The organism is Streptomyces venetus (genome assembly GCF_039540295.1).
GTDB lineage: Bacteria > Actinomycetota > Actinomycetes > Streptomycetales > Streptomycetaceae > Streptomyces > Streptomyces venetus.
Window position 1 is genome coordinate 388,325 of the sequence record NZ_BAABET010000003.1, and the last position, 22,408, is coordinate 410,732.

Genomic DNA, 22,408 nt, shown 5'->3' on the forward strand with positions numbered 1-22,408 from the left:
GGCCGCACCAGGCCCGGCACCCGGGGTGTTCCCGTACCCGGGCGGCTCCGGCTCGTACCAACTGTCCGGGTCAGCAACGCTTTTGGGCATGAATTCAATGTCTGTGCGACGGGGGCTGCTGCGGAGGCCGTGAGGCCTCACGTCTGCTGACGACTTCGCTGCTGGTTCCGTCGCTCAGACGACGTGCGACTCGGGCCGGATCGCCGACCCTTCCCGGAAGCGGTCGGCGCTGAGCGGGCCGACGTCGACGCAGGGTGTGCGCTCCAGGTACAGGTCGCGGACGATCTCGCCGACCGCCGGGGCCTGGAGGAAGCCGTGGCCGGAGAACCCGGTGGCGTAGAGGAAGTTGACGATCTCGCCCGAGCGGCCGATGAGCGCGTTGTGGTCGGGCGTGACCTCGTAGAGCCCGGCCCAGCCGCCCGCCGTCTCCATGCCGGCGAGGGCGGGGGCGCGGTGGCGTGCGACCTCGTGGAAGAGCTCCAGCCACCGAGGGGTCCAGGTGGTGTCGAAGCCGTCCGGCTCGGCGGGGTCGGCCAGGCCGAACAGGAGGCCGTCGTCGCTGTTGTGGAAGTACGCCGAGGACGAGAAGTCGATCGTGAAGGGGATGCGCGGGGCGGGGGGCGTGAGCGGGACGGTGAAGGCCAGTTGGCGGCGGACCGGCCGCACGGGGAGCGGAACTCCGGCCAGGTCGCCGATCCGTGCCGACCAGGCACCGGCGGCGCAGACGACCGTGGCGCAGTCGATCCGCCCGCGGTCGGTGTGGACGGCTGTGATCCGGTCACCGGTGGTGTCGAGGCCGGTGACAGCCGTATGTGTGGCGAGGACGGCCCCGGCCCGGGCCGCCGCACGGGCGTAGCCCTGGACGACCAGGGCGGGCCGGGCGTGGCCGTCGGCGGGCGAGTGGGCGGCGGCCACCAGCCCCTCGGTGCTGACGTACGGGCACAGCCGGCGTGCTTCGTCCGGCCCGGTCATACGGCTGGGGACGCCGAGGGAGTTCTGCAGCCGGACGGCGGCCTCGAAGTCGGTGGCCTGCTGCTCGGTGGTCAGCAGGAAGAGGTAGCCGACGGTGTCGAGGCGGATGTCGGCGCCCGGGCGTTCCGGGAAGTCGTGGAAGGCGCGCAGGCTGCGGTGGCCCAGTTCGATGTTGAGCGGGTCGGAGAAGTGCGCCCGTACGCCGCCGATCGGTTTGCCGGAGCTGCCCCGGCCCAGCTCGCCGCGTTCCACGACGACGATGTTCCGCACCCCGGCCTCGGCGAGGTGGAAGGCGATGCTCGTACCCATCACACCCCCGCCGATGATCACGACGTCGGCGGTGCGGGGGACGGTGGAGAAGACGGGCGAGGGGGTCAACGGGCCGTCCTTTCTACGCCGTTCACACATCGGGTCCCGGGACAGAGCGTGCGGCACCGAGTCGCTCCGGCTTCGGGACGGCGACCGGACTTTGCCATCTCTTTACAACCCGCCGCCCGGCCGCCTCGTCTCTCCGCACGAACCGTCACCCACCCCGCCGACCACCGGGCGGGACCGACGAAGGAGAGCGATTCCATGCGCCGAACCGTCCTGAGCGCCCTGGCCCTCGCGGGCACCGCCGTACTGCTGGGCACCGGGCCCGCGTTCGCGAGCGGGGCGACGACCCCGAGCCCGGTCCCGTCGGCGACCGCGCCCACCACCCAGCCGGACCAGAGTGCCGCACCGACCCGCCCCCCGGCCACCGACCGCCCGGCCCCGAGCGCCGAGCCGACCCGCCCCCCGGCCACCGACCGCCCGGTCCCGAGCGCCGAACCCACCCGGGTGCCGGCCGAGGGCGCCAGGGACCAGGTCTCCGTCCGGCCGAGCGGCGCGCCCGACACCGGCGTGACGGCGGCGTCCTCCGCGTCCGGTTCCGGCGGCACGGCGGTCGGCGCGGGCGCCGCCGCGGTGCTCGCCGTGGGCGGCGGGACGTTCCTCGTCGTACGCCGCCGCCGGGCGACCGGGGCATGACCCCGTTCTCCAGGCGCGCGTTCACGACCGCGGCACTGGCGTCCGTACTGACGGCGTGCGCGGGTCCCGAGGCCAGCACCGCACCACCGCCGAAGTCGCCCACGAAGACGCCGACCCGGCCGGTTCCGGTCAAGGGGGCGCGTCCCCTGGCCCGTTCGGCTCCGGTTCGGCTACTGGTCCCGGCCATCGGCGTCGACACCCCGGTCATGCGGCTGGGCCTGGCACCGGACGGCACCGTCGAGGTGCCACCGGCCACGGCGGACGACCGGGCGGGCTGGTACCGGCACTCGCCCACCCCGGGGCAGACCGGGCCGTCGGTGATCCTCGGTCATGTCACGGTCGGGGCGTACGGCGACGGCGTCTTCCGTCACCTCGACCGGCTGCGGCAGGGCGACCGGATCGTGGCGCGCCTGGAGAACGACACGGCGGCGGAGTTCGCCGTCACGGCCGTACGGACGGTTCCCAAGTCGCACTTCCCGGCGGACGACGTCTACGGGGACGTGGACCGCCCGGAGCTGCGGCTGATCACGTGCGGCGGAGCGCGTACCGGCGACGGATACACGGACAACGTGATCGTCTTCGCCGCGCTGGGCGGCGCCGAGTCCCCCACCTCTGGAGAGCGTTGAAACGGTCCCGCGAGAAGGCCGCGTCCGAACTGTTCGCCGCCCTCTACCCGCGCCTCGCCGGCTGGTGCCGCCGGCTCGTCGACGACGACGAGACGGCCCACGAGGTCGCCTCGGAGGCGTTCACCCGGCTCTGGGCACGCTGGACGTCCGTGGAGGAGCCCCGCGGCTTCCTCTACGTCACCGCGGCCAACCTCGTGCGGGACCACTGGCGCAAACTGGAGCGCGAGCGCCGGGCCATGCACCGCGTCACCTCGGAAGCGGCCGTCCGCCCGCACCCCGAACAGGCCGACCCGTCGGTGCGCCTGCTCGTCCAGTCGCTCCCCGAACGGCTCCGCGTCCCGATCCTCCTGCACTACTACGCTGACATGCCGATCCGGGAGGTGTCCGCGCTGACCGGGCGCAAGGAAGGAACCGTCAAGGCCGACCTGCACGCGGCCCGGGAACTGCTCCGCGTCCACCTGAGGAGAAGCCTTGACCACACGCCTTGACGACGACGGCCCGGAGTCCGGCCCCGACGACCCGCTCGCCGTGATCCTGCGCCCCTCCTCCCCGGACTACCTGAGCGCACCCTCCGGCCACTACGAGGCGATCCGCCGCAGGGCGACCCGCCGCCGCCTCCTGCGCACCGCGGCCGGAGCCGGTCTGCTCTGCGCCACGGCCGCCCTCCTCGCCCTCCCCCTGCGCCTCACGTCCCCGGAACCCCCCGGCTCCCCCACGATCCCGATGGCCCCGCCCTCCAGGACCACGACCCCACCGCCCTCGTCCCCTTCCCCCTCGGGCCCCACGTCCGACGCCCCGACCGGCCGTGCGTCCGATGCCCCGACCGGCCGTGCGTCCGACGCCCCTCAGACCTCACCTCGCCGACCGTCGGCCGCCCCCACGCTGGTGCGTCCGGTTCCGTCGGCGACCCGTCCGTCCCCGGACCAGAGGGCGACGCCCAGCAGCGAGTGACCCGCGTTGCCGGGGACTCGCGTTGCCAGTGCCCCGCGTTGCCAGTGCCCCGGCAACACCTCCTGCGACAGCGGGTCGAACGACTCCTCCTACGCGGGTGCCCTGCGCTGGTTTTTCGCCTCGGACGGACGGCCCGTCGTGACGTTCGGCGGCGGCAGGTAGCCTTCCCGTATGGCATTCAACGGCATTGCGCACTGCTTCCTCTGACACCGCGGTGAGGACGGTGACGTGGGTCCGACCTCACGTCGCCGTCCTCGGTGTGCCCGCCACCGGCGGGCCCCGACGACTCACCGTCCACCGCCCGCACGCGGCCCGCCGCTTCGCGCTTCGTCACTTCGTCGCGCCGTGCCGCGTCGTCGAGGAGCAGCCATGCCTTCGCGTCCTGACCGACGCCTGCCGTCCGACCGGCTTCTGACCGTCCTGACCTGTCCCCTGTGCCCGTCCGGCCTCGCACGCGCCGACGGTGCCCTGCGGTGCGCCGACCGGCACACCTTCGACATCGCCCGCCACGGCTACGTCAGCCTGCTGACCGGGCGGCGGCGTGCCGCGAGCGCCGACTCCGCCGACATGGTCCGCAGCCGCGTCTCGTTTCTCCGCGCCGGACACTACGAACCGCTCGTCCGCACCCTCGCGGGGCTCGCCGCGGACCTGGCCCCGCCCGACGCGACCGTGCTGGACGCCGGGTCCGGCACCGGCCACTACCTCGCGGCGGTCCTGGACGCCCTGCCCGAGGCCATGGGCCTGGGGCTCGACAGTTCCGCCCCCGCCCTGCGCGCCGCGGCCCGCGCCCACGCCCGCGGGGAGGCCGTCGGCTGGGACGTCTGGCAGCCGTGGCCCGTCCGCACCGGCTGCGCGGACCTCGTGCTGAACGTCTTCGCACCCCGCAACGGGCCGGAGTTCCACCGCGTCCTCCGGCCGGACGGCGCCCTGCTCGTGGTCACGCCCACCGCCCGGCATCTGCGTGAACTCCGGCCGCCCCTCGGCCTGCTGGCCGTCGACCCCAGGAAGGAGGAACGCCTGCGCCGCACCCTGGCGGCACACTTCCGGCCCGCCCGCACCGAGCCGCTGGAGTACGCCATGAGCCTCACGCCCGAGGACGTCGCCGGGCTGGTGACGATGAGCCCGGCCGCGCGTCACGTCGAACCGGCGGAACTGCGCCGCCGTGTCGGCGAGTTGCCGGCTCCTGTGCGGGTCACCGCCTCGTTCGTCGTGTCGGTGTACCGGCCGGCGGGCCACCAGGGCTAGGGCGAACCGGCCGCTGCCGCCCGGCCCCGGGTGCGGGTCCCGTCGGTGGCGGCCCGGTCAGGCCGCGGGGCGTGGGGCCTCGTCCATGTACTGCTGCTGTGCCGTGGTCAGCGTGCGGGTCATGAGGGCGGCGGTCGCGGCCGCGGCCACGATCGCCAGGTCGGCGACGAGCAGCGGGACGACGCCGGTGTAGGCGCGGGCGATGACCTCGTCCGTGGGGTCGGCGTAGATGAGGCCCACTCCGCCGACCAGACCGGCCAGCCACAGGCCCCACCACCAGTTCACGACGGCCGGCAGCCGCCGGTCGGGAAAGACCGAGCTGTGGACGTCCGCGACCATGCCCCGGGGTACCCACAGGTTCATGACCGGCACGATCCAGCCCAGGAAGAGCCAGGGGTAGGCGTATCGCGGCTTCGTGCCCGAGAGGGCACGGGCGTTGTCCCGGACGCGGTCCAGCCAGAGGAGGAACGCGACCGCGCAGATCACCGTGGCGGCGTCGCCCGCGGAACTGACGACATGGTAGGAGTCCTCCAGGGCGGTCGGGAGGCGGTGGACGCCGTCTCCCTGGTCCGGCGGTCCGGAGGCCGGACTGCCCGCCATGGCGAGCCGGATGTGCCAGACCGCCCGCGCCGCCCAGGCGACTGTGGCGAGGGCGAGAGCCGCGATCGCGCAGCGGGCCGCGCCACGGATCGGGCGCAACGCACCGTCCGGGGCAGGGGGAGGGGCCGGGGGACCGGGGTTGACGGGGGTGATGGGGGGTTGCTGAGCGCTCACCCGGTCATCTTGTCGTACTGATCACCCTGCCGTGACGCTCAGTCCCGTCGCCCGGCCCTCCTCGTCCCACCGCACCTCCAGGACGTGGTCGACGGCGTCCCGGTCGAGCGGGCCGAACACGTGCGGGAACAGGACGTCTCCCGAGACCCCGGGCGGCGGGGCGGGGGCCGCCGCCTCCCACTCCACCCTCGCGGTCAGGCGCGCCTCGTCGAGGGCGAGCACCAGCAGGGGCCTGGGCGCGTCCCGGTAGAAGGCGTTGACGACGGCGAGGGTGGTCGGCTCGTCCGGGGAGCAGTGCACGAAGCCCTCCTCGGCGAGGGAGGCGGGCGCGTACGCCTGCTCGGGGGCGGCGTTCCAGACCGTGCGCGGTACGACGTGATAGATCATGCCCCCGTTATAGCTCCGCCGTTACAGCTCCGCCGTTATGGCTCCGCGCCGGTTCGCCGGTCAGAGCTGGAACTCGGCGGGCGACACCCCCAGCGCCGCGCAGGCCTCGCGCAGGACCGTCGCCTCCGCCTGGGAGAAGTGGCCGTCGGCACCGGCGATGACCATGCCGGTCTGGATCACGGCCCTGGCCTCGGTGGGCTTCTTGGCGGTCTTGGCGATCTCCTGCATCGCCTCGGCCTTGCCGTGCTGGAAGTTCATGGTCAGCTGGTCGACGTGCTTGTTGAAACGCTGGCGCAGCTGCTCCGGCGGGAAGTTCTGCAGCACGTCGTTGCTGAGGATCATCGACTCGACCTGCTGCCGCTCGGCCGGATCGACGCTCCCGTCGGCCGCCGCCACCAGCGCGCACATCGCCATGCTCGCGTCCCGGTAGGCCCCGCTCTTCAGCTCGTTCTTCAGCGAACCGAGCTGTGTCTTGAACAGGCCGACCAGTTGGGCCTTGCTGCCACCGCCCGACCGCGTCCCCCCGCTGTGCCCGCCGTGCCCGCCGGTCGCGCCGCGTCCGCCCTGCGACTGCTGGAGAGCCTTGGCCTGGTCCTTGAGCTTGTCCCACACTGCCATTGACGTCACCTCGGTATTCGTCAGCATCACTAGCGCACCCGCTCACGCGCGCACACCCTTCCAACGCCCGGCCCTCGGGCAAAGGTTCCGCAAAACGCGAGACGAACGGACAGCCCTCGATTCCGGTGCCGGGAACGACGGCTGCCCGCACCCGGAGGCCGGGTGCGGGCAGCCGTGCTGATGTCAGGTCAGGCGCCGTCGCGCGACCGGGTCCTCAGGCGGGGGCCGAAGCGGAACGCCGCGAAGCCCACGGCGGCCAGGGCCGCTGCCGCCGCCGCGACGAGGCCGATGCCGCCCGCGCCGGTGGAGGCGAGGCTGCCGCCGTCGAGGTTCGTCGACGTGCCGCCCGTGGTCGAGGTGCCGCCGGTCGTCCCGGAGGTGGTGCCGGCCGACGGGCTCGGCTCCGCCGAGGGGCTCGGGTCGGTCGTGGGGCTCGGGGACGGCGAGCCGGACTCGTCGCCGGGGCTCGGCTCGGGCGTGCCGTCGCCGGGGACGACCTCGACCGCGAACTGGGTCATGGCGTCACCGACCTTCGCGGCGACGGTGTAGGTGCCCGTGCCCTCACCGGCGGTCAGGCCCGGGGCGGTGGCCCGGCCCGAGGCGTCGGTCGTCACGCGGACGACCTGGTCCTCACCCTGGAAGCGGGGAGCGTCCTCGCTGTCGTCCTCGACCCGGAACTCGACCTCCGTGCCGGCCGGCGCCGACTGGCCCGACTTGACCACCTGGGCGAGCAGCGCGTCGGCGAAGTCCTCACCCTGCTCGGCCTGCTGCTCGTTGCCGCCGGCGACGCTCACGACGTACGGGGACTCCTTGACCCGCACGGTGAAGGCGGTCGACGCGCCCTGGGTCTTCGCCCGGACGGTGAACTCGCCCTCCTTCTTGCTGCCCAGCCCGATCCACGGGGACTGCGCCCGGCCCTGGGCGTCGGTCGACACGACGGTCTCGTCGTCGTCCGGGCCGCCCTTGAGGTAGAAGAGCGGCTTCAGACCGTTCGGGTCGTCGATCGTGAAGGTCACCGAGGTGTCCGCGACGGGCTTGCCGTCCTTGTCCCGGGCCATCACGGCCAGCGGCCTGACGTCCACGCCCGGCTGGGTCGTCACGTCGGTGCCGGAGACCTGGGCCAGCCGGTCGACCGCGGGGGCGTTCCGCCACTGCAGGACGATCCGGCCGGGGCCGCCGGGGGCGTTGGCGCCGCCCTCGGCCACACCCGAGTTGACCGGGTCGCCGGAGGGAGCCCAGAACGGGTCGGTCTTCTCCGGCGCCTTGTTGCCCTTGCCGACGACGAGCCGGGCGTCGTCCACCCGGTCCGGCTCGACGAAGCTGGAGCCGCCGCCACCGCTGCCGGTGGTGCCGTCGTTCCCGGGGGTACTGCCGGCCTCGGCGCCCGTACCACCGCCACCACCCGCGTAACCGGCGCCGCCGCCGCCACCGCCGTACCTGCCCGCACCGCCGGCGCCGCCGGCGCCGCCCTTGGCGTGGTCGGCGCCCGCGGCACCGTTGCCGGCGCCCGCGCCGCCCTTGGCGCCGGTGGCGCCCTTGCCCCCGCGGCCCGCCTCGGAGGCGTCCTGGCCGGACTCGCCACCGGCGGCACCCGCCTGGGCGTGGACCAGGTCGCCGCCACCGCCGCCACCGCCGCCGGCGACGACCAGCGCAGCGCCGGTGCTCGTGCGGATACCGCTGCTGTTGCCACCGCGCTCGGCACCGGCGGCACCCGCCTTGCCGCCGAGGGCGTCACCGAAGCGCGGCCCGGCGACGGCGAGGCGCAGCACCTCGCCGGGCGTCACCTTCAGGGTGCCGGCGACGAAGCCGCCCGCACCGCCGGTCGTCATGGAGTTGCCGGCACCGCCCTCTCCCCAGGCCCGTACGTCGAGCTTCGTCACCCCGGACGGCACCTTGAACTCCTGCGCGGCGTCCGTCGGGTCGAACAGGCGGCAGCCGGAGAAGGTGTCCGTCGGGGTGCACGCCTTTCCGGCGGGCCCGGCGCTGCCGGCGGCCGTGGCCGCCGAGGCCCCCGTCAGGGCGGTGCCGCCGGTCAGCGCCAGCAGCGTCAGGGCGGCCGCGCCGCGCCGGAGTCTGGCGCGGCGCGGCACGGCAGCATCGTGATGCATCAAGGAAACTCCCCAACTCGTCACAAGCTCCCCCCCTGGGAGCCATGAGCCGCTCGATTTCAGAATCGAACAAGACTGATGGGACAGCTGATCAAAGTTGATGCTGCCGGTCAACCGAGAATGGTCGATTCCGGACAGCCGCCCGGGCGGGACCGGTGACCCCGGCACCGGCGTGCGGGAAGGCCGGGCCGGGCTCCCGAGCGGCACACGCGGGGACGCGTCGGCCCGACCCGGCCTTCCACTGTCCGAACTCTCCCCCGGGGCGCCCCGCGCCGCCTCCCGGGAGGCCCGAACGGGGACAGCGGTGCACGCCTGCGATGATGCGTACATGTCGACCCTCGCCACCCTCGCGGTGCTGGCTCTCGCCGCGCTCCACGCCTACATCCTGGTGCTGGAGATGTTCCTGTGGACCACTCCACGGGCCCGCGCGGCCTTCGGCACCAGCGCCGAGTTCGCTGCGTCGACGAAGGCCCTGGCCGCGAACCAGGGCCTCTACAACGGCTTCCTCGCCGCCGGTCTGCTGTGGGGCGCGGTGGCGTCCGACCCGGTGGGCTTCCAGGTCTCGGTGTTCTTCCTGCTGTGCGTCGCGGTCGCGGGACTCTACGGCGCCGCGACCGCCGGCCGGAAGATCCTCTTCGTCCAGACCGTCCCGGCGCTGCTCGCCCTGGTCCTGGTCCTGCTCGCCGGATGACTCAGAGGCCGTAGCGGCTCTTCAGGTGGCGCCAGAAGTCGCGCGCCATCCACTTGTCGAACTCCGTGATCTGCGTGGCGCTGCCCGCCTTCATCAGGAAGCAGCACTGGCCGGTCGGCGACCAGTCGTAGAAGTCGTCGAGGCCGAAGGTGTGGCCGACCTCGTGCAGGTAGATGTGGATGTTCTCCTGGTTCAGGGCGCCGGTGAAGTACTCCTGGCCCACGCGCTGGCCCCAGTCACCGCCCGCGCCGCCCTGGAAGCCCTTGGTCAGCCACAGCGACTGGTCGTAGTGGCGGGCGGCGCCGCCCGGACACTTCGAGTAGTCGCCGTCCTGGTGGAAGAAGCGGCCGCAGTCCGGGGCGCACTGCGGGGCGCCTCCGCTGTCGAGGTTGCCGGCGTAGATGTCGACGGAGTTGTCGGTCCACTGGAGGGTGGAGCGGTTCTTCACCGCCCAGCCGACGATGTTGACGGGCACGTCGGTGTACGGCCAGGCGTTGTGACCCTTGCCGTTCTCGGTCATGGCCGTCGTCCACTTGCCGAACTGCTTCTTCAGCGCCGCGTGGATCCGGTCGCGCAGGGCGGCGCTGACCGGGGCGTCGGACTCCCAGCGCACGCAGTAGTTGACGCTGCCCCGGTTGGCCATGACCTGGTCCCAGCCGTAGTTCCGGAAGCCGTACAGGTTCGGGTACGTCGACTCGACGTGGCTCCACACCTCGTTCAGGGGCTGGACGAGGCCCGCGGGCGGGTTCCACTCGTCGGCGGCCTGCGTCCTGGCGCTCGCCAGACCCGGCGTGGCGAACGCCGCCGCCAGCACGGCCAGCACGGTGAGCAGCCGTGCCAGGTGTCTGCGCATGGTGATCTCCCTCGTGTGGGGGGTGGGCTGTCACCGTCTGGTCGTCACCGGCGCGGCCGAGGTTGCCCGGGGGCCCGGCCGGGCGCCCTGATCGGACATTCCGGTGGGACATTCCGGGCGCTTTATCGCATTACGTCGGCGATAATCGGAGCATGAGAACGGCTACGTACGAACTGCTGGCGGCATCGCCGGAACACGCGGTCGCCGTGACCATCGCCTTCGTCAGCGGCCTGATCGTGGCCTGCGCGCTGATCTGGGCCGTACGGGTGGGGATGCGGGTCATGGACAAGGACACCCACCACCCGGGCCCCGAGGAGCAGCCGCATCTCCCGGACGGCGGTCCGGTCCATGAGACGCGGGAAAGGCGGGAGCCCGACGACGTGCCGGTCGTGACGGGCGACGGCAAGCGGCTCCTGCCGCATGAGCTGCATCATGCGAGCACCAGGACCGGAAAGGACCAGGAACCGCGCCGTTGGTCGCCCGGATCCAGCGGATCCTTCGGCGGCGGCGGCCTCGGACGCACGTGAGGCCGCGCGACCGGGGAGGGGACGGGGCTGCCCGCCACCGGGCCCGCTGGGCGACGGGCGGGTCGGCGCTGGCGCTCGCCGTGGGCGCCCTGCTCGCCGGCTGCGACAGCTACAGCAGCCCCTCGGACACGGCCAGCAAGGCGGAGTCGGCGGTGGGGTCGATCGCCTCCCAGGCCTCTGAGGCGGTCGAGTCGGCCACGGCGGAGGCCGGGCGCCGGCTCGACGACATCCAGGGCGGCGTCGACGTCAAGGGCGACGTGAAGGTCACCGCGCCCGAGGTCGGCTCCGACGGCCGGGCCCGGGCCGAGGTCACCGCCCACAACACCGACGACTCCGAGAGGTCCTTCGCCGTCCAGGTGAACTTCACCGACGCCGGGGGCGAGCTGGTCGACACGGTCATCGTCACCGTGGACCACGTCCAGCCGGGCGACTCCGCCACGGCCACCGCCCGCAGCACCCACGACCTCTCCGGCGAGATCCGCGCCCGGGTGGCCCAGGCTGTGCGCTACTGACCCACGACACCTGCTCGGCCGCCACGTCCTGAGCCGCCGACGCCTCGGCCTCGGCCCTGAGGCGTCCACCCGGAGACGGTCGCCACCGGGCGGGTGGACCGGGCAGGTGGACCGGGCAGCCGGGGGCGCGGGCCCGGTGCCGCCGCAAGGCCGCGCTGGTCGCGAGACCCGACCCAGGCGGCCCGGGCACGGAGACGGTTGCCACCAGGCAAGAGGGCTGGGCCAGGGGGTGCAGGCCCAGGTGGCATCCGCGGCCGCGGCGGTCGCGCAGGCCCTGGCCTCTCAGCCGAGAACCGGGCCCAGGTGGCCCAAGCCGTGCGCTACTGACCCGGGACGGCCGGGCCGGTAGTGGCAGGGCCGGGTACCGTCGAAAGCCCTGCTGGTCGCACCGACCGCGATCTGCGCGGCGAGATCCGAGGCCAAGGTGAAGCGCACCGTGCGCTACTGGCCCGGGACGGTCTCCGCCACCGAGATGTCGATCTGCTCGCTCGTGGCGCTGACCCCGTTCAGGGAGGCGGTCGCCTGGAGGCGGTTGGCGCCGGGTGGGAGGGCCGGGCCGGGGGTGCAGGTCCAGGTGCCGTCGGGGGCCGCGGTGGTCGCGCAGGCCGCGTGGTCGTGTTTGTCGCGGACGGTGACCTGGGCGCCCGGGTGCGCCGTCCCGGAGATCTGGGGCCGGGCGCCCAGCGGTACGCCGGACAGCGGGCGGCTCATGGTCGGCTCCGCCAGGCCCACGGTCACGGAGCAGCGGCCGGCGGCCTGCCGCACGCCCTGCGCGTCGGTGATCCGCAGGAAGCAGTCGCGCAGCCGGGTGCCGGGCACGGCGCCCGTGGGAACGGCCAGCACGAAGGGGAACGTACGGTCCTGCCACGGTTGCCCGGCCGCGTCGCCGGTGACGGTGTACGTCCCGCTGCGCCCGCCGGTGGCGATCCGGCCGCGGTACCCGGCCGCGTCGAGCGGGGTCCCCGTCACCCGGGTGCCCCTGGGGGCTCTCAGCGTCAGGGTGGCGCCCGCGCCGGGCGTCACTCCCTGCCGGCTCGCGACCTCGACGATGCCCTCCCGGCCGGGAGCGATGGTCGCGGCACCCCACAGGTGACCGTCCCGGGCCGCCACGGCCGGGCCAGGCAGCGCGAGCACTCCCGCCACGACGACCCCCGCGACGGCTGCTGTCTTCCTTGACCTGCTCATCGGGTTCTTCGCGTTCATCGCGTTCATCGCGGGCGGGGCTCCCTGTGCGGACGGCGAGGGGACTCTGGAGCGATTGTCGCGGGGCGTTCCCGCAGATGGCGCGTCCTGCTCGGCCGTGCGGGTGGCGGGCTCGCCCGCCCGGTGGGGCGAGCCCGGGGTCCGGGCCAACGCCCGAGCCACACCGTCGTGTCGAGCCCGAGCCGCCCGTCCTCCAGGGGCGCGCTGCTCAGCAGCACCTCACCGGCCGGCAGCGGGACCGTCGCGGCGGCCTTCGCACGGCATAGGGCGGGAAAAGGAACCATCGCGTCGAATCGGAGTAGTCCATTTCTACTGTGAGGAAAGTGTGATGACGGAGTAACTTCCTTTGTGTCACCGCAGGTTGACAGGGTGATGCGGCGCGGCCACGATGGGGGCGCACTGAGGCGCATGTGACCAATGAGCCCCGTGTTTCTTCCACCACTCACCCCCGGTGCGGCCCGCAGCCGTGCGCCGTGCGCTGCGCGCATGCCGTCACCCGGGTTCCGGCACACGCCAAGAAATGGGATCCGCATGTCCATAGCGAGACGTGTCACCGCGCGCCGCCTGCTGGGGGCGGGCGCCGCGGCCCTCGCCCTCTGCGCCGCCTCCGCCACCACCGCGTTCGCGCAGGGTGCGCCGGGTGGGGACGGCTGGTCGTCCGGCGGCAGCTACCAGCCAGGGACGGGCGCGGGCACGGAGACGGGGACCGACCGTTGCCTGTTCTCGCTCGACGGCACGAACTTCTACGACTCGGTGAAGGTCGACGACCAGAACCTGAAGCCGACCGACGACGGCAAGGTCCACATCAAGGTCCGCACCGCGGGTGACGCCGCCACGTGCACGGCCTCCCTCGCCTCCTACCTCGCGCACGGCGCGACCTTCGCGACCTCCGGCGAGCAGGTGTTCGTCGACTTCGACACGGTGACGGTCAAGCCGGGCGGCACCGACTCGCTCGACATCGCCGTCCCGGACAAGGGCTGCTTCGGGCAGATCGACCTCTACCGGGGCGCGGTGCGCTTCGACGGCGAGCTGGACGCGAAGGACGGGTTCGAGCACGGCGAGCTGCCCAAGGGACCGGACCGCCCGGTCATCAAGGACAAGCTGATCGCGGCCTGGAACGGAGGCACGAAGAACTGCACGACCCCGCCGCCGGCGGAGGAGGAGCCGCCCCCGGCCACACCGCCCGCGACCCCGTCGGAGCCGGCCGAGCAGACGACCCCGCCGGCCTCCCCGTCCGAGCCGTCCGAGCCGTCCGAGCCGTCCGAGCCCTCGTCGCCGCCGTCCTCCGACGGGGACACGCCCACCCCGTCCGCCTCCGAGTCGACGCCCGGCGCCCCCAAGCCGAACGGCGGTGGCGGCGACCTCGCCGAGACCGGCGCCGACGGCAGCACCGGCCCGATCGCCCTCGGCGCGGCGGCGCTGCTCGCGGGCGGCGCGGCCCTGGTGGTCGTGACGCGCCGCCGGGCGAAGGGCAATGCCTCGGGCGCCTGAGCCAGGCCACTCCCGCGAGTCTCCGCCCTGCCGACGCCCCACCGGGACCGCGGCAGGGCGGGCCGACGAGCGACCTCCACCCCCGGCCCGGCTCCGGTCTCCCGGTCCACCGCGACCGCGACCGACCGGCCCGAGGGCCCCCTCTACGGCAGAACAGCCGTCGGCATCGTCCTGCCGTAGACGGGCTACAGGGTCTTCAGGTACAGGTTCACGTACCGCTCCACGTCCACGTCCAACGCCACGTCCACCAGGGGCTGTTCGCGCGTGCCCTCGTGGATCTCGGACTCGCCGGGGCGGGGGCGGCGGTCGACGATCGTCTGGCCGCGGGAGGGGCCGGGGGCGAGGACGACCTCGACCGGCAGGCGCTCGGTGGTGATGCCCTCGGGGTCGACGACCGCGCAGACCGCGCCCGCGTCACCGAGGCCGCCCATGGGAGTGGGGTCGCCCGAGGTCGCCGGATCACGGTGGGCGAGCAGTTCCCCGGCCAGCCGCAGGCTCGGTTCCGCGCTCGTCCGCAGCCGCTGCACCTCCCCGGCGGGCACCAGGACCCGCTTGAAGACGTCCAGGCCGTACATGGTGATCGGCACCCCCGCGGTGAGCAGGACCGCGGCGGCCTCCGGGTCGTGCCACACGTTGAACTCCGCGACCGGTGTGGCGTTCCCGGTCGCCACCGCGCCGCCCATGAACACGATCCGCTCGATGTTGCGGGTCACCTCGGGGTGCGTCCGCAGCAGCAGCGCGATGTTGGTCAGGGGCGCCGTGGGGATGAGGGTGACCGGCCTCGGCGAGGCGAGGATCTCGCGGCGCAGCAGCGTCACCGCGTCCACGTCGACCGGCACCCGGGTCGGCGCGGGCAGCCCCAGGTCCCCCATGCCGTCCTGCCCGTGCACGTGCCGGGCCGTCCGCACGGGTTCGATCAGCGGCCGCTCGGCGCCCCGGGCCACGGGAATGTCCCCGGCCCCGGCCACCTCCAGCACGGTCAGGGTGTTGCGGACGACGCCGTCCACGTCCGTGTTCCCGGCGACGCAGGTGATCGCGCGCACGTCGAGTGCCGGGTGCCGCACGGCGAACAGCAGGGCGAGGGCGTCGTCGACGCCGGTGTCACAGTCGATGATCACCGGGATGCGCTGACCGTCCGTCACGGCGAGGCTCCTTCCACTGGTCGTACGATCCTGGTGCCTGCGACCCTACGACCTGGTCCGCCTCCGGGTCAGGGCCGGCGTATCGCGGTGACGTCGAACTCCAGCGTCACCTTCCGGCCCACCATGCCCCGGGCCCCGCTGACGCCCCAGTCCAGGCGGTCGATGGTCGTACTGCCCGTGAAGCCGACCCGGAAGCCGCCCCGCTCGTCCCCGGCGCCGGCCAGCTCGAAGTCCACGGTGACCGGCCTGGTCACACCGCGGACGGTCAGATCACCGGTGACCTTGAAGCCGGTGGCGCCGACCTGCTCCACGCGGGTCGAGGTGAAGGTGAGGGCCGGGTGGGCGTCCGCGTCCAGGAAGTCGCCGCCGCGCAGATGGTCGTCGCGCTTTTCGTTGCGGGTCTGGACGCTCCGTGCCCGGACCGTGAGGCGGACGCTCGACTGCGAGGGGCTGCCGCCGTCCAGACGCGCGCTGCCCTCGAACGTCTCGAACAGCCCATGGACCTTGCTGATCATCGCGGCCCGCGCGGTGAAGCCGATCCGCGTACGGGCGGTGTCGAGGACGTAGTCGCCGGTCAGTTCGCCGAGAGTGGTCGTGGTGGTCATGGTGGTGTCTCCTGGAAGGGGATGCAGAACCCGATGTCGGTCTCAGCGGTACGACGACACAGCCCCCTCGAATGTGAGGTGAGGGGCGCCGCCCTGACACTCCGGGGCACTGTTTCGTCGGACGGGTGAGGACCCGAGCGACCGAGGGAGCCATCCGCACCATGACCACACCGACCGAGCCGGAAGACGAGCTGGGCGCGATCACGCGCGAGCGGCGGCAGCTGACCGGCCTCGCGTACCGGCTGCTCGGCTCGCTGGCCGAGGCCGAGGACGTCGTGCAGGAGACGTACGCCCGCTGGTACGCCCTGTCCCCGCGGCAGCGGGCCGAGATCGAGTCGCCCGGCGGCTGGCTGACGACCGTCGCCGGCCGTATCTGCCTCGACCTGCTCGGCTCGGCCCGGGCCCGGCGGGAGCGGTACGTGGGCGAATGGGTCCCGGAGCCGCTGCCCGGCGGCCCTGAGTGGATCGGCGGGCGGTGGGACGACACCGCGGCAGAGGCGGCCGATCCCGCCGACCGCGTCACCCTCGACGAGTCGCTCACCATGGCCTTCCTCGTCGTGCTCGAGTCGATGACCCCCGCCGAGCGGGTCGCCTTCGTCCTGCACGACGTGTTCCGGTACTCCTTCGCCGAAGTCGCCGAGATCGTGGGCCGCACCCCGGCCGCCTGCCGCCAGCTGGCGTCCTCGGCCCGCCGCCGCATCCGTACGGCACCGCCCGCACCGGCCCCGGCGGCGGGCAGCGCCGGTCTCGTCCGGGCCTTCCGGCAGGCCTGGGAGGCCAAGGACATCGACGGCCTCGTCGGCCTGCTGGCCCCCGACGCCACGGCGACCGGCGACGGCGGCGGACTCGTCCCCGCCGCACTTCACCCGGTCGAGGGCGCCGAGCCGATCGCCCGCTTCCTCGCCGACCGGGCCCGGGCGCTGCCCGGCGTCACGCTCCTCGAACGCGAGGTCAACGGCCGGCCCGGCCTGGTCGCCGAGCTGGACGGCGTCACCGTGTCGGTGCTGGCGTTCGACATCGCGGGCGACCGGATCCAGCGCATCTGGGCCGTACTCAACCCCGACAAGCTCCGGCCCTGGAGGACGGACTGACACACGGACCGACACACACGGAGACAAGGAGCCCCGCCATGCCGGCACAAGGAACCGCGAAACAACCCGCCACCGAACTCGACTCCCGATACAGCTCCGCACTCAACCCCCGCCCGGGCGCCGCGGACGTCACCGCCACCGAGTGGGCCGAGGCCCAGCGCCGGCTGGCCACCGCCGAGATCTTCTGGGTGTCCACGGTGCGGCCCGACGGCAGGCTGCACGTCACGCCCTGCATCGCCGCCTGGCACGACGGGGTGCTGTACTTCTCCACCGGCCGGGAGGAGCAGAAGGCGAAGAACCTCGCCCGTCACGCGCACTGCGCGCTGACCACCGGTGCGAACTCCCTGACCGAGGGCCTGGACCTCGTGGTCGAGGGCAGGGCCGAGCCGGTCGCCGACCGTTCCCTGCTGGAGGAGGTGATCACGGCGTACGAGACCAAGTACGGGCCGCACATCACCTCCCCCGAGGGCACGTTCCACGGCATCGGCGACGCGTGCCGCCGGGGCGACGTGGTGGTGTTCGGGGTGACCCCGGGCACGGCGTACGGCTTCGGGCGGGACAACGGGATCTACAGCCACACGCGCTGGGCGTTCTGAGCGCCCCCTACGGCTGGTCCCACAGGCCGGTGCCGCGAGCCGCCACCCGGTCCCCGACACGCCGCAACAGCTCGGCGGCGGGGAGGGGATCCGGCCGGTGCCCGTCCCGCAGCCGCACCGCCACGAGGCCGGCGGCGGCCTCACGCGCGCCGATCACCGCCTGGTACGGCACCAGCCGGGCCGCGCGGATCCGGGCGGCGAGGGTGCCCTCCGCCGGGTCCGCGACCTCCGCGCGCAGGCCCAGGTCCCGGGCGCGGCGGGCCAGGTCGTGGGCGTGCTCCGCCTGCTCGTCCGCCACCGGCAGGATCGCCAGCTGCACCGGGGCCAGCCACGGCGGGAAGGCGCCGCCGTGGGACTCGACGAGGTGCGCGACCGCGCGTTCCACACTGCCGATGACGCTGCGGTGCACCATGACCGGGCGGTGTTTCGCCCCGTCCGGGCCGATGTAGTGCAGGTCGAAGCGTTCGGGCTGGTGGAAGTCGATCTGCACGGTGGACAGGGTGGCCTCCCGGCCCGCCGGGTCGGCGATCTGCACGTCGATCTTCGGGCCGTAGAAGGCCGCCTCGCCCTCGGCGGCCTCGTAGCGGATGCCGGAGCCGTCCAGGACCTCCCGGAGGAGGGCGGTGGCCCGCCGCCACAGCTCCGGGTCGGCCACGTACTTGCCGCCCTCTCCGGGGAGGGACAGCCGGTAGCGGGCCGGGCGGATGCCCAGGTCCGCGTAGGCGCGGCCGATCAGCTCCAGCGCGGAACGCGCCTCCTCCACGGCCTGTTCCAGGGTGCAGAAGATGTGCGCGTCGTTGAGGGTGATGGCCCGCACCCGGGTCAGACCACCGAGCACGCCCGACAGCTCCGAGCGGTACATACCGCCCAACTCGGCCATGCGGAGGGGTAGTTCGCGGTAGCTGTGGGAGCGGGCACGGTAGATCAGGGCGTGGTGGGGACAGAGGCTCGGGCGCAGCAGGACCTGTTCGGCGCCCAGTTCCATCGGAGGGAACATGTCCTCGCTGTAGTGGTCCCAGTGCCCGGAGATCTCGTACAGCTCGCGTTTGCCGAGGACGGGCGAGTACACGTGCCGGTAGCCGGCCCGCCGTTCCGCCTCCCGGACGTATTCCTCCAGGGTGTGCCGCACGATCGCGCCGTCGGGCAGCCAGTACGGCAGTCCCGCGCCCATCAGCGGATCGGTGTCGAAGAGGTCGAGTTCACGGCCGAGCCTGCGGTGGTCGGGCGGGGTGGTCATGGTGGGCTCCTCCGGATTCACGGTTCACGGTTCACGGTTCACGGCTCGGAGGCGAGCACCACGCGACGAAGCCCCGGGGCACTCGCCCCGGGGCTTCGGACATCAGCTGTCAGCGCGCCGGGACACTCTCCGGCGTCGTCGTGAGGGACGGGAACGGCTGGGCGCGCTGCATGGGCGTGACCGTAACAGGGGTGCCGCGTGCGGGGCGACGGGTTTTCCCGCCGTGCTCGCGCTGCCCGCCCCCGCCTCACCCGAACAGCCCGTCGCACTGGTGTGCCGCCCGTCGTGGTGGTGCCGTAAGAGCACGTACCGATCTTGGAGTGCCCGCTCCCACCGGGCCCGCCCCCCTCAGGAGGCACCCCAGATGAATCGTCCCCCGGCCACCGCCCGTGCCCTCCTGGCCTCCGGGCTGTCCATGACCGCCCTGTTGTCCACGGCCGCCTGTTCCGTCCAGGACGGGGCGCGGCCCCGGTGGTTCTCCGCCTCCGCCACCGCCGCGGCGCCCGCCGGTGAGCGGCCCCCCGGCTCCGGGGCCGGACTCACCCAGCTTCAGGCCCAGGCGGCGCTGGTCACCGAGGCCGATCTGGGGGAGCCGTGGGTGCCGACGCGAGGTGCCAAGACCTGGCGGGACGGGCTGCTCAAGGGGACCACGGAGCGCCCCGACTGCCAGCGGCTGCTCGACGCCCTCTACACGGAGGAGTTCTTCGGCGCCCCGGCCGGCCCGCGCGCGACGTCCGCGCTCGACGCCGCCGGCACCGACACCCAGCTGCGCTACGAGATCGCCCCCTACCCCCCGGCGGACGTCGACCGCACCCTGGCCTGGCTGAAGTCGCTGCCGCGCAGGTGCGGCCAGTTCACGGCCGCGACCACCCGCGGCCGGGCCCAGGGCGTCGAGGTCACCGACATGCCGCTGCCGCCCGTCGGGGACGCCCGCCAGGCGCTGCGGATCACCATGGCCGGCGAGACCGAGAAGGGGGAGCTGACGTACCTCACCCTCGACGTCGCCGCCGTACGCGTCGGCGCGGAGGCGATCACCCTCACCAACGCCGGCCTCGACGAGGTGTACGCGGAGGTCACACAGCACGCGGTGCGGGTCGGGGCGGAGCGCCTCACCGAGATCAGGAAGCAGGGGCGGGCGCAGATCTGAGCGGCCGCTACTCCCGCTCGAAGCGCCTCCGGTGGGTGATCACCTCGTGTGCCACCTCGAGGGCCGTGCACCCGCGTGCGAAGGCGTCCCCCCGCAGCCGCGCCAGCGCGTCGTCGGCGCCGACGCCGAGCTGCGCCATGATCATGCCGACGGCCTGGTAGACCTCGTCCTGGTCGGCGGCCAGCCCGCTCAGCCAGGCCTCCCCGTCGGGCGACTCCACCTCGTCACCGCGCGGCAGCGACATCAGGGCCCCCGTCATGACACCGGCCACCAGACGGGCCACGTGCAACTGGTTCTCGGTGAGGCCGCCGGGGCTGTCGCGGTACAGGTCGAGGGTGCCCACGCACAGTCCGTCGCTGCCCAGCGGCAGCGCGTACACCGCCCGCACCCCGGCGGCCGTGGCCTCCTCGGCGAAGACGGGCCAGCGGCCGGCGTCGCGGGCGTCCGTCAGGTCGCAGGCGAGCACCGGCGCCCCGTCCTCCAGCGCGCTCTGGCAGGGGCCGTCGCCCAGCGTGGCCTGGATCTGCGCCAGGTGCGCGGCCCGCGCGTTGCTCGCGCTCAGCTGGACGGGCATGCCGTCGCTGCGCAGCGACACGCTCGCGCCGCTCACCGGCAGCAGTTCGACGGCGACCTCGCAGAGCCGCCCGGGCACTTCGCCGGGCGCGGAGCCCCGCACTTCCCTGGCGATCACATCGGCGGCACCGAACCCGTCCGGATCCCGCTCAGGGCCCCCGCGGCGGGGATCCGGGTCGCCCCCGAAGGGGCCTCGCGGGTCATCCGTGGGCCGCACGACCACCGCCTCCTTCGCCCGCTTCGCCCGGATCCGTGGCCGACTACCCGCCGCCGGTGAGGCGAAACCCGTCCCCGGGTCCGCCGCCGCGGGGCGGTGACCGAGGAGGAGGAGGGAGCGGTCAGAGCGGAGGCTGTGCGGGGGCGGGCCCCAAGGTGGTCGTGCCGGGAGCCGTGCGGTGGCCGAGGCCGGTCCGGTAGGCGTCCAGGGCCGCCTCCACCCGCCCGGTGCGGCGCAGCAGGTCGCCCAGCAGCCGGCACAGGTCGGCCAGGTCACCGGCCGCGCCCGCCCGCTCCAGCAGGCTCAGGGCACGCACGTAGTGCTCCTCGGCCTCCTCGGTCCGGCGGGCGTCCTCGGCGATGATGCCGAGCAGCCGGTGCGCGGCTGCGGAGTGGACGGCACCGCGCTCGGAGGACAGGTCGTCGAGCACCCCGTGCAGCAGGGCCGACGCCTCGTCGGACTTGCCCCGCCGGTGCAGCACGTCGGCCAGCTCGACGGCGACCTGGCTGCTGTAGAGGGCGGCGCGCTTGGCCGACAGCATGCCGAGGGCCTCCCGCAACTCCGCCTCGGCCCGCTCCAGTTGGCCGTCCTGGGCGTAGACGTAGCCGCGCATCCAGTGGCAGTTGGCGAGTTCGGTGCGGATCTGCAGGCCGCGGTACAGCTCGGCGGCCTTGGCCAGTGACGCGTCGGCCTCGGCGAGGCGGCCCTCGGCGACCAGGGTGCGGGCCACCGAGCGGTGCATGCGCGCGACCAGGGCGGGGTCGCCGGACTGCGGGGCGAGCGCGAGGGCGAACTCGGCGGCCTGGGCGGCACGGGCGTGCGCGCCCATGTCCATGTACGGCCCGATGGCGCTGGCGTAGAGCAGCAGCAGGGCGTCGGGGTCGTGCAGGCCACCCCGGTTCAGCTCGTCGAGGGTGGACTCCAGCAGGTAGACGGCGTACCGGAGCTCACCGGCGAGGTAGTGCGCGACGGCCCGCCCGCGCAGGGCCGGGACGCGGGTGGGCAGGGGGGCGCCGGCCAGGCAGGACTCGGCCCGTTCGAAGTACTGCCGGCCGGTCACGAGCTCGCCCGTCTCCAGGGCGCACTCGCCGAGCCCGAGCAGCGCGGCGGCCTGTTCCGCGGTCAGCCCGTGCGTTTCGGCCTCGTCGAGGAGCGCGGCGTACTGCTCCGCCGCCGCCTCGGTCTCGCCGACGGCCAGGGTGCGCTGGGCCTCGGTCAGCCGCAGCCGCAGCTCGGTGACGAGCCGGGCCGACCGCCCGGTGGCGAGCTCGTCGAAGGCCACGCCGAGCCGGCCGGCGAGATGCCGCAGGGCGTCGTCGGAGGGGCGCACCCGGCCCGACTCCAGGGTGGAGATGTAGGCCGGTGTGTACACAGGTTCCGCCAACTGCCGTTGCGTCAGTCCCCGTTCGACACGCAACCGCTGCACCCGTCGCCCGATGACCCCCGGATCGTCACGCTCCCCCACGCCGACTCCCCCTGCCCCTCTTGCCGTTCGCCCTGAACAGCCCCTAGGTTAAACGGAGGGTTAAGCCGGATTGTTGAACTCGCTTAATACTTGCCGCCGTATTCGCCGCCCCCAGTTGCGAGGTCGCCGTGCTCGAACGCACACGCACCGCCGAGCGGTACGCCAGAGGCTTCACCGCCGCCGTCGTCGCCGTCGCGACCCTGCTGCTGGCGGCGAACGCGGGCCCGGCCAGAGCCGAGGAGCCGCAGCAGGACCGGCAGACCGTCGCGAACTCCCGCTGAGCGAACGGCCCGGCTCGTTCACACCGGTGTCTTACTCCCCGTTTCACCTCTGTGTCAGTGGTGTGCCTTAACCTGCGCAGGTTGATCA

General features: G+C 73.8%; 25 protein-coding genes. 13 read left to right on the forward strand and 12 right to left on the reverse strand.

The window, feature by feature from the left end; all coding sequences use genetic code 11:
- Positions 1-174: 174 nt before the first annotated feature.
- On the reverse strand, positions 175-1,380 hold the full coding sequence (locus ABEA82_RS11595) for an NAD(P)/FAD-dependent oxidoreductase (RefSeq protein WP_345661701.1): 1,206 nt from the start codon (positions 1,378-1,380) through the stop codon (positions 175-177).
- A gap of 165 nt (positions 1,381-1,545) precedes the next feature.
- Here ABEA82_RS11595 and ABEA82_RS11600 point away from each other — a divergent pair, with 165 nt between their 5' ends.
- From ABEA82_RS11600 to ABEA82_RS11620, 5 genes are all read left to right on the forward strand, one after another.
- A complete protein-coding gene (locus ABEA82_RS11600; protein WP_345661318.1) occupies positions 1,546-1,980 on the forward strand; it encodes a superantigen-like protein SSL4 in 435 nt (144 codons plus the stop codon).
- A complete protein-coding gene (locus tag ABEA82_RS11605; protein WP_345661319.1) occupies positions 1,977-2,606 on the forward strand; it encodes a class F sortase in 630 nt (209 codons plus the stop codon). Before ABEA82_RS11600 ends, ABEA82_RS11605 begins: the two co-directional genes overlap by 4 nt.
- Positions 2,603-3,094: an RNA polymerase sigma factor gene (locus ABEA82_RS11610; RefSeq protein WP_003991661.1), complete on the forward strand. Its 492-nt coding sequence runs from the start codon at positions 2,603-2,605 to the stop codon at positions 3,092-3,094. Before ABEA82_RS11605 ends, ABEA82_RS11610 begins: the two co-directional genes overlap by 4 nt.
- On the forward strand, positions 3,078-3,557 hold the full coding sequence (locus ABEA82_RS11615) for a hypothetical protein (RefSeq protein WP_345661320.1): 480 nt from the start codon (positions 3,078-3,080) through the stop codon (positions 3,555-3,557). Before ABEA82_RS11610 ends, ABEA82_RS11615 begins: the two co-directional genes overlap by 17 nt.
- Before the next feature lie 369 nt (positions 3,558-3,926).
- Positions 3,927-4,802, forward strand: coding sequence for a putative RNA methyltransferase (locus ABEA82_RS11620; protein WP_345661321.1), 876 nt, complete (start codon positions 3,927-3,929; stop codon positions 4,800-4,802).
- Positions 4,803-4,859: 57 nt separating this feature from the next.
- Here ABEA82_RS11620 and ABEA82_RS11625 read toward each other — a convergent pair whose 3' ends face one another.
- The 4 genes from ABEA82_RS11625 to ABEA82_RS11640 form a co-directional block, all read right to left on the reverse strand.
- Positions 4,860-5,501, reverse strand: coding sequence for a DUF4328 domain-containing protein (locus ABEA82_RS11625; protein WP_345661322.1), 642 nt, complete (start codon positions 5,499-5,501; stop codon positions 4,860-4,862).
- A 96-nt stretch (positions 5,502-5,597) separates the two neighbouring features.
- Positions 5,598-5,963, reverse strand: coding sequence for a DUF952 domain-containing protein (locus tag ABEA82_RS11630; protein WP_345661323.1), 366 nt, complete (start codon positions 5,961-5,963; stop codon positions 5,598-5,600).
- 60 nt (positions 5,964-6,023) lie between these two features.
- Positions 6,024-6,581 (reverse strand): tellurite resistance TerB family protein, encoded by a 558-nt coding sequence (locus tag ABEA82_RS11635; RefSeq protein WP_345661324.1) that lies wholly within the window; start codon positions 6,579-6,581, stop codon positions 6,024-6,026.
- A 188-nt stretch (positions 6,582-6,769) separates the two neighbouring features.
- Positions 6,770-8,689 carry an Ig-like domain-containing protein gene (locus ABEA82_RS11640; protein ID WP_345661325.1) on the reverse strand — a complete coding sequence of 640 codons (1,920 nt, stop codon included), beginning with the start codon at positions 8,687-8,689 and terminating at the stop codon, positions 6,770-6,772.
- A gap of 328 nt (positions 8,690-9,017) precedes the next feature.
- Here ABEA82_RS11640 and ABEA82_RS11645 point away from each other — a divergent pair, with 328 nt between their 5' ends.
- Complete coding sequence (locus ABEA82_RS11645; RefSeq protein ID WP_345661326.1) at positions 9,018-9,380, forward strand: DUF1304 domain-containing protein; 363 nt, start codon at positions 9,018-9,020, stop codon at positions 9,378-9,380.
- 1 nt (position 9,381) lies between these two features.
- Here the strand turns inward: ABEA82_RS11645 and ABEA82_RS11650 are convergent, their stop codons facing one another.
- The gene (locus tag ABEA82_RS11650; RefSeq protein ID WP_345661327.1) at positions 9,382-10,233 is read right to left on the reverse strand and encodes a hypothetical protein; all 852 of its coding nucleotides are present in this window, start codon (positions 10,231-10,233) and stop codon (positions 9,382-9,384) included.
- A 152-nt stretch (positions 10,234-10,385) separates the two neighbouring features.
- On the opposite strand from ABEA82_RS11650, the gene ABEA82_RS11655 reads away from it, so the two are divergent.
- Both ABEA82_RS11655 and ABEA82_RS11660 read left to right on the forward strand, forming a co-directional pair.
- Positions 10,386-10,760 (forward strand): DUF6479 family protein, encoded by a 375-nt coding sequence (locus ABEA82_RS11655; RefSeq protein WP_345661328.1) that lies wholly within the window; start codon positions 10,386-10,388, stop codon positions 10,758-10,760.
- Positions 10,757-11,272, forward strand: coding sequence for an FxLYD domain-containing protein (locus ABEA82_RS11660; RefSeq protein WP_345661329.1), 516 nt, complete (start codon positions 10,757-10,759; stop codon positions 11,270-11,272). The genes ABEA82_RS11655 and ABEA82_RS11660 overlap by 4 nt, the downstream gene beginning before the upstream one ends.
- A 441-nt stretch (positions 11,273-11,713) precedes the next feature.
- On the opposite strand, the gene ABEA82_RS11665 is transcribed toward ABEA82_RS11660, so the two are convergent.
- Complete coding sequence (locus tag ABEA82_RS11665) at positions 11,714-12,484, reverse strand: Ig-like domain-containing protein (protein WP_345661330.1); 771 nt, start codon at positions 12,482-12,484, stop codon at positions 11,714-11,716.
- Between the two features lie 522 nt (positions 12,485-13,006).
- Between ABEA82_RS11665 and ABEA82_RS11670 the strand changes: the two genes are divergently transcribed.
- A complete protein-coding gene (locus ABEA82_RS11670) occupies positions 13,007-13,966 on the forward strand; it encodes an LAETG motif-containing sortase-dependent surface protein (RefSeq protein WP_345661331.1) in 960 nt (319 codons plus the stop codon).
- 185 nt (positions 13,967-14,151) lie between these two features.
- Here ABEA82_RS11670 and ABEA82_RS11675 read toward each other — a convergent pair whose 3' ends face one another.
- Entirely contained in the window at positions 14,152-15,108 is a 957-nt protein-coding gene (locus tag ABEA82_RS11675; RefSeq protein WP_345661332.1) for a nucleoside hydrolase, read from the reverse strand.
- A gap of 68 nt (positions 15,109-15,176) precedes the next feature.
- Positions 15,177-15,713 (reverse strand): YceI family protein, encoded by a 537-nt coding sequence (locus ABEA82_RS11680; RefSeq protein WP_345661333.1) that lies wholly within the window; start codon positions 15,711-15,713, stop codon positions 15,177-15,179.
- Positions 15,714-15,874: 161 nt separating this feature from the next.
- On the opposite strand from ABEA82_RS11680, the gene sigJ reads away from it, so the two are divergent.
- A complete protein-coding gene (gene sigJ / locus ABEA82_RS11685; protein ID WP_345661334.1) occupies positions 15,875-16,804 on the forward strand; it encodes an RNA polymerase sigma factor SigJ in 930 nt (309 codons plus the stop codon).
- Positions 16,805-16,842: 38 nt separating this feature from the next.
- Complete coding sequence (locus ABEA82_RS11690) at positions 16,843-17,400, forward strand: pyridoxamine 5'-phosphate oxidase family protein (RefSeq protein WP_345661335.1); 558 nt, start codon at positions 16,843-16,845, stop codon at positions 17,398-17,400.
- 7 nt (positions 17,401-17,407) lie between these two features.
- Here the strand turns inward: ABEA82_RS11690 and thrS are convergent, their stop codons facing one another.
- Positions 17,408-18,637: a threonine--tRNA ligase gene (gene thrS, locus ABEA82_RS11695; protein WP_345661336.1), complete on the reverse strand. Its 1,230-nt coding sequence runs from the start codon at positions 18,635-18,637 to the stop codon at positions 17,408-17,410.
- A 364-nt stretch (positions 18,638-19,001) separates the two neighbouring features.
- Between thrS and ABEA82_RS11700 the strand changes: the two genes are divergently transcribed.
- Positions 19,002-19,784 (forward strand): hypothetical protein, encoded by a 783-nt coding sequence (locus ABEA82_RS11700; protein WP_345661337.1) that lies wholly within the window; start codon positions 19,002-19,004, stop codon positions 19,782-19,784.
- 7 nt (positions 19,785-19,791) lie between these two features.
- On the opposite strand, the gene ABEA82_RS11705 is transcribed toward ABEA82_RS11700, so the two are convergent.
- Both ABEA82_RS11705 and ABEA82_RS11710 read right to left on the reverse strand, forming a co-directional pair.
- Positions 19,792-20,580 (reverse strand): GAF and ANTAR domain-containing protein, encoded by a 789-nt coding sequence (locus tag ABEA82_RS11705; protein WP_345661338.1) that lies wholly within the window; start codon positions 20,578-20,580, stop codon positions 19,792-19,794.
- Between the two features lie 115 nt (positions 20,581-20,695).
- Positions 20,696-22,039: a tetratricopeptide repeat protein gene (locus tag ABEA82_RS11710; RefSeq protein WP_345661339.1), complete on the reverse strand. Its 1,344-nt coding sequence runs from the start codon at positions 22,037-22,039 to the stop codon at positions 20,696-20,698.
- A gap of 128 nt (positions 22,040-22,167) precedes the next feature.
- Between ABEA82_RS11710 and ABEA82_RS11715 the strand changes: the two genes are divergently transcribed.
- Complete coding sequence (locus ABEA82_RS11715; protein ID WP_345661340.1) at positions 22,168-22,320, forward strand: hypothetical protein; 153 nt, start codon at positions 22,168-22,170, stop codon at positions 22,318-22,320.
- The last annotated feature ends 88 nt before the right edge of the window (positions 22,321-22,408 follow it).

Excerpts from the sequence above, each read along its gene's own strand:
- ABEA82_RS11600 (WP_345661318.1), top strand. The coding sequence starts at position 1,546 with ATGCGCCGAACCGTCCTGAGCGCCCTGGCCCTCGCGGGCACCGCCGTA.
- ABEA82_RS11605 (WP_345661319.1), top strand. The coding sequence starts at position 1,977 with ATGACCCCGTTCTCCAGGCGCGCGTTCACGACCGCGGCACTGGCGTCC.
- ABEA82_RS11620 (WP_345661321.1), top strand. The coding sequence starts at position 3,927 with ATGCCTTCGCGTCCTGACCGACGCCTGCCGTCCGACCGGCTTCTGACC.
- ABEA82_RS11640 (WP_345661325.1), bottom strand. The coding sequence starts at position 8,689 with ATGCATCACGATGCTGCCGTGCCGCGCCGCGCCAGACTCCGGCGCGGC.
- sigJ (WP_345661334.1), top strand. The coding sequence starts at position 15,875 with ATGACCACACCGACCGAGCCGGAAGACGAGCTGGGCGCGATCACGCGC.
- ABEA82_RS11700 (WP_345661337.1), top strand. The coding sequence starts at position 19,002 with ATGAATCGTCCCCCGGCCACCGCCCGTGCCCTCCTGGCCTCCGGGCTG.
- ABEA82_RS11650 (WP_345661327.1), bottom strand. The coding sequence starts at position 10,233 with ATGCGCAGACACCTGGCACGGCTGCTCACCGTGCTGGCCGTGCTGGCG.
- ABEA82_RS11665 (WP_345661330.1), bottom strand. The coding sequence starts at position 12,484 with ATGAACGCGATGAACGCGAAGAACCCGATGAGCAGGTCAAGGAAGACA.
- ABEA82_RS11630 (WP_345661323.1), bottom strand. The coding sequence starts at position 5,963 with ATGATCTATCACGTCGTACCGCGCACGGTCTGGAACGCCGCCCCCGAG.
- ABEA82_RS11655 (WP_345661328.1), top strand. The coding sequence starts at position 10,386 with ATGAGAACGGCTACGTACGAACTGCTGGCGGCATCGCCGGAACACGCG.
- ABEA82_RS11690 (WP_345661335.1), top strand. The coding sequence starts at position 16,843 with ATGCCGGCACAAGGAACCGCGAAACAACCCGCCACCGAACTCGACTCC.
- ABEA82_RS11635 (WP_345661324.1), bottom strand. The coding sequence starts at position 6,581 with ATGGCAGTGTGGGACAAGCTCAAGGACCAGGCCAAGGCTCTCCAGCAG.
- ABEA82_RS11645 (WP_345661326.1), top strand. The coding sequence starts at position 9,018 with ATGTCGACCCTCGCCACCCTCGCGGTGCTGGCTCTCGCCGCGCTCCAC.
- ABEA82_RS11670 (WP_345661331.1), top strand. The coding sequence starts at position 13,007 with ATGTCCATAGCGAGACGTGTCACCGCGCGCCGCCTGCTGGGGGCGGGC.
- ABEA82_RS11680 (WP_345661333.1), bottom strand. The coding sequence starts at position 15,713 with ATGACCACCACGACCACTCTCGGCGAACTGACCGGCGACTACGTCCTC.
- ABEA82_RS11595 (WP_345661701.1), bottom strand. The coding sequence starts at position 1,380 with ATGTGTGAACGGCGTAGAAAGGACGGCCCGTTGACCCCCTCGCCCGTC.
- thrS (WP_345661336.1), bottom strand. The coding sequence starts at position 18,637 with ATGACCACCCCGCCCGACCACCGCAGGCTCGGCCGTGAACTCGACCTC.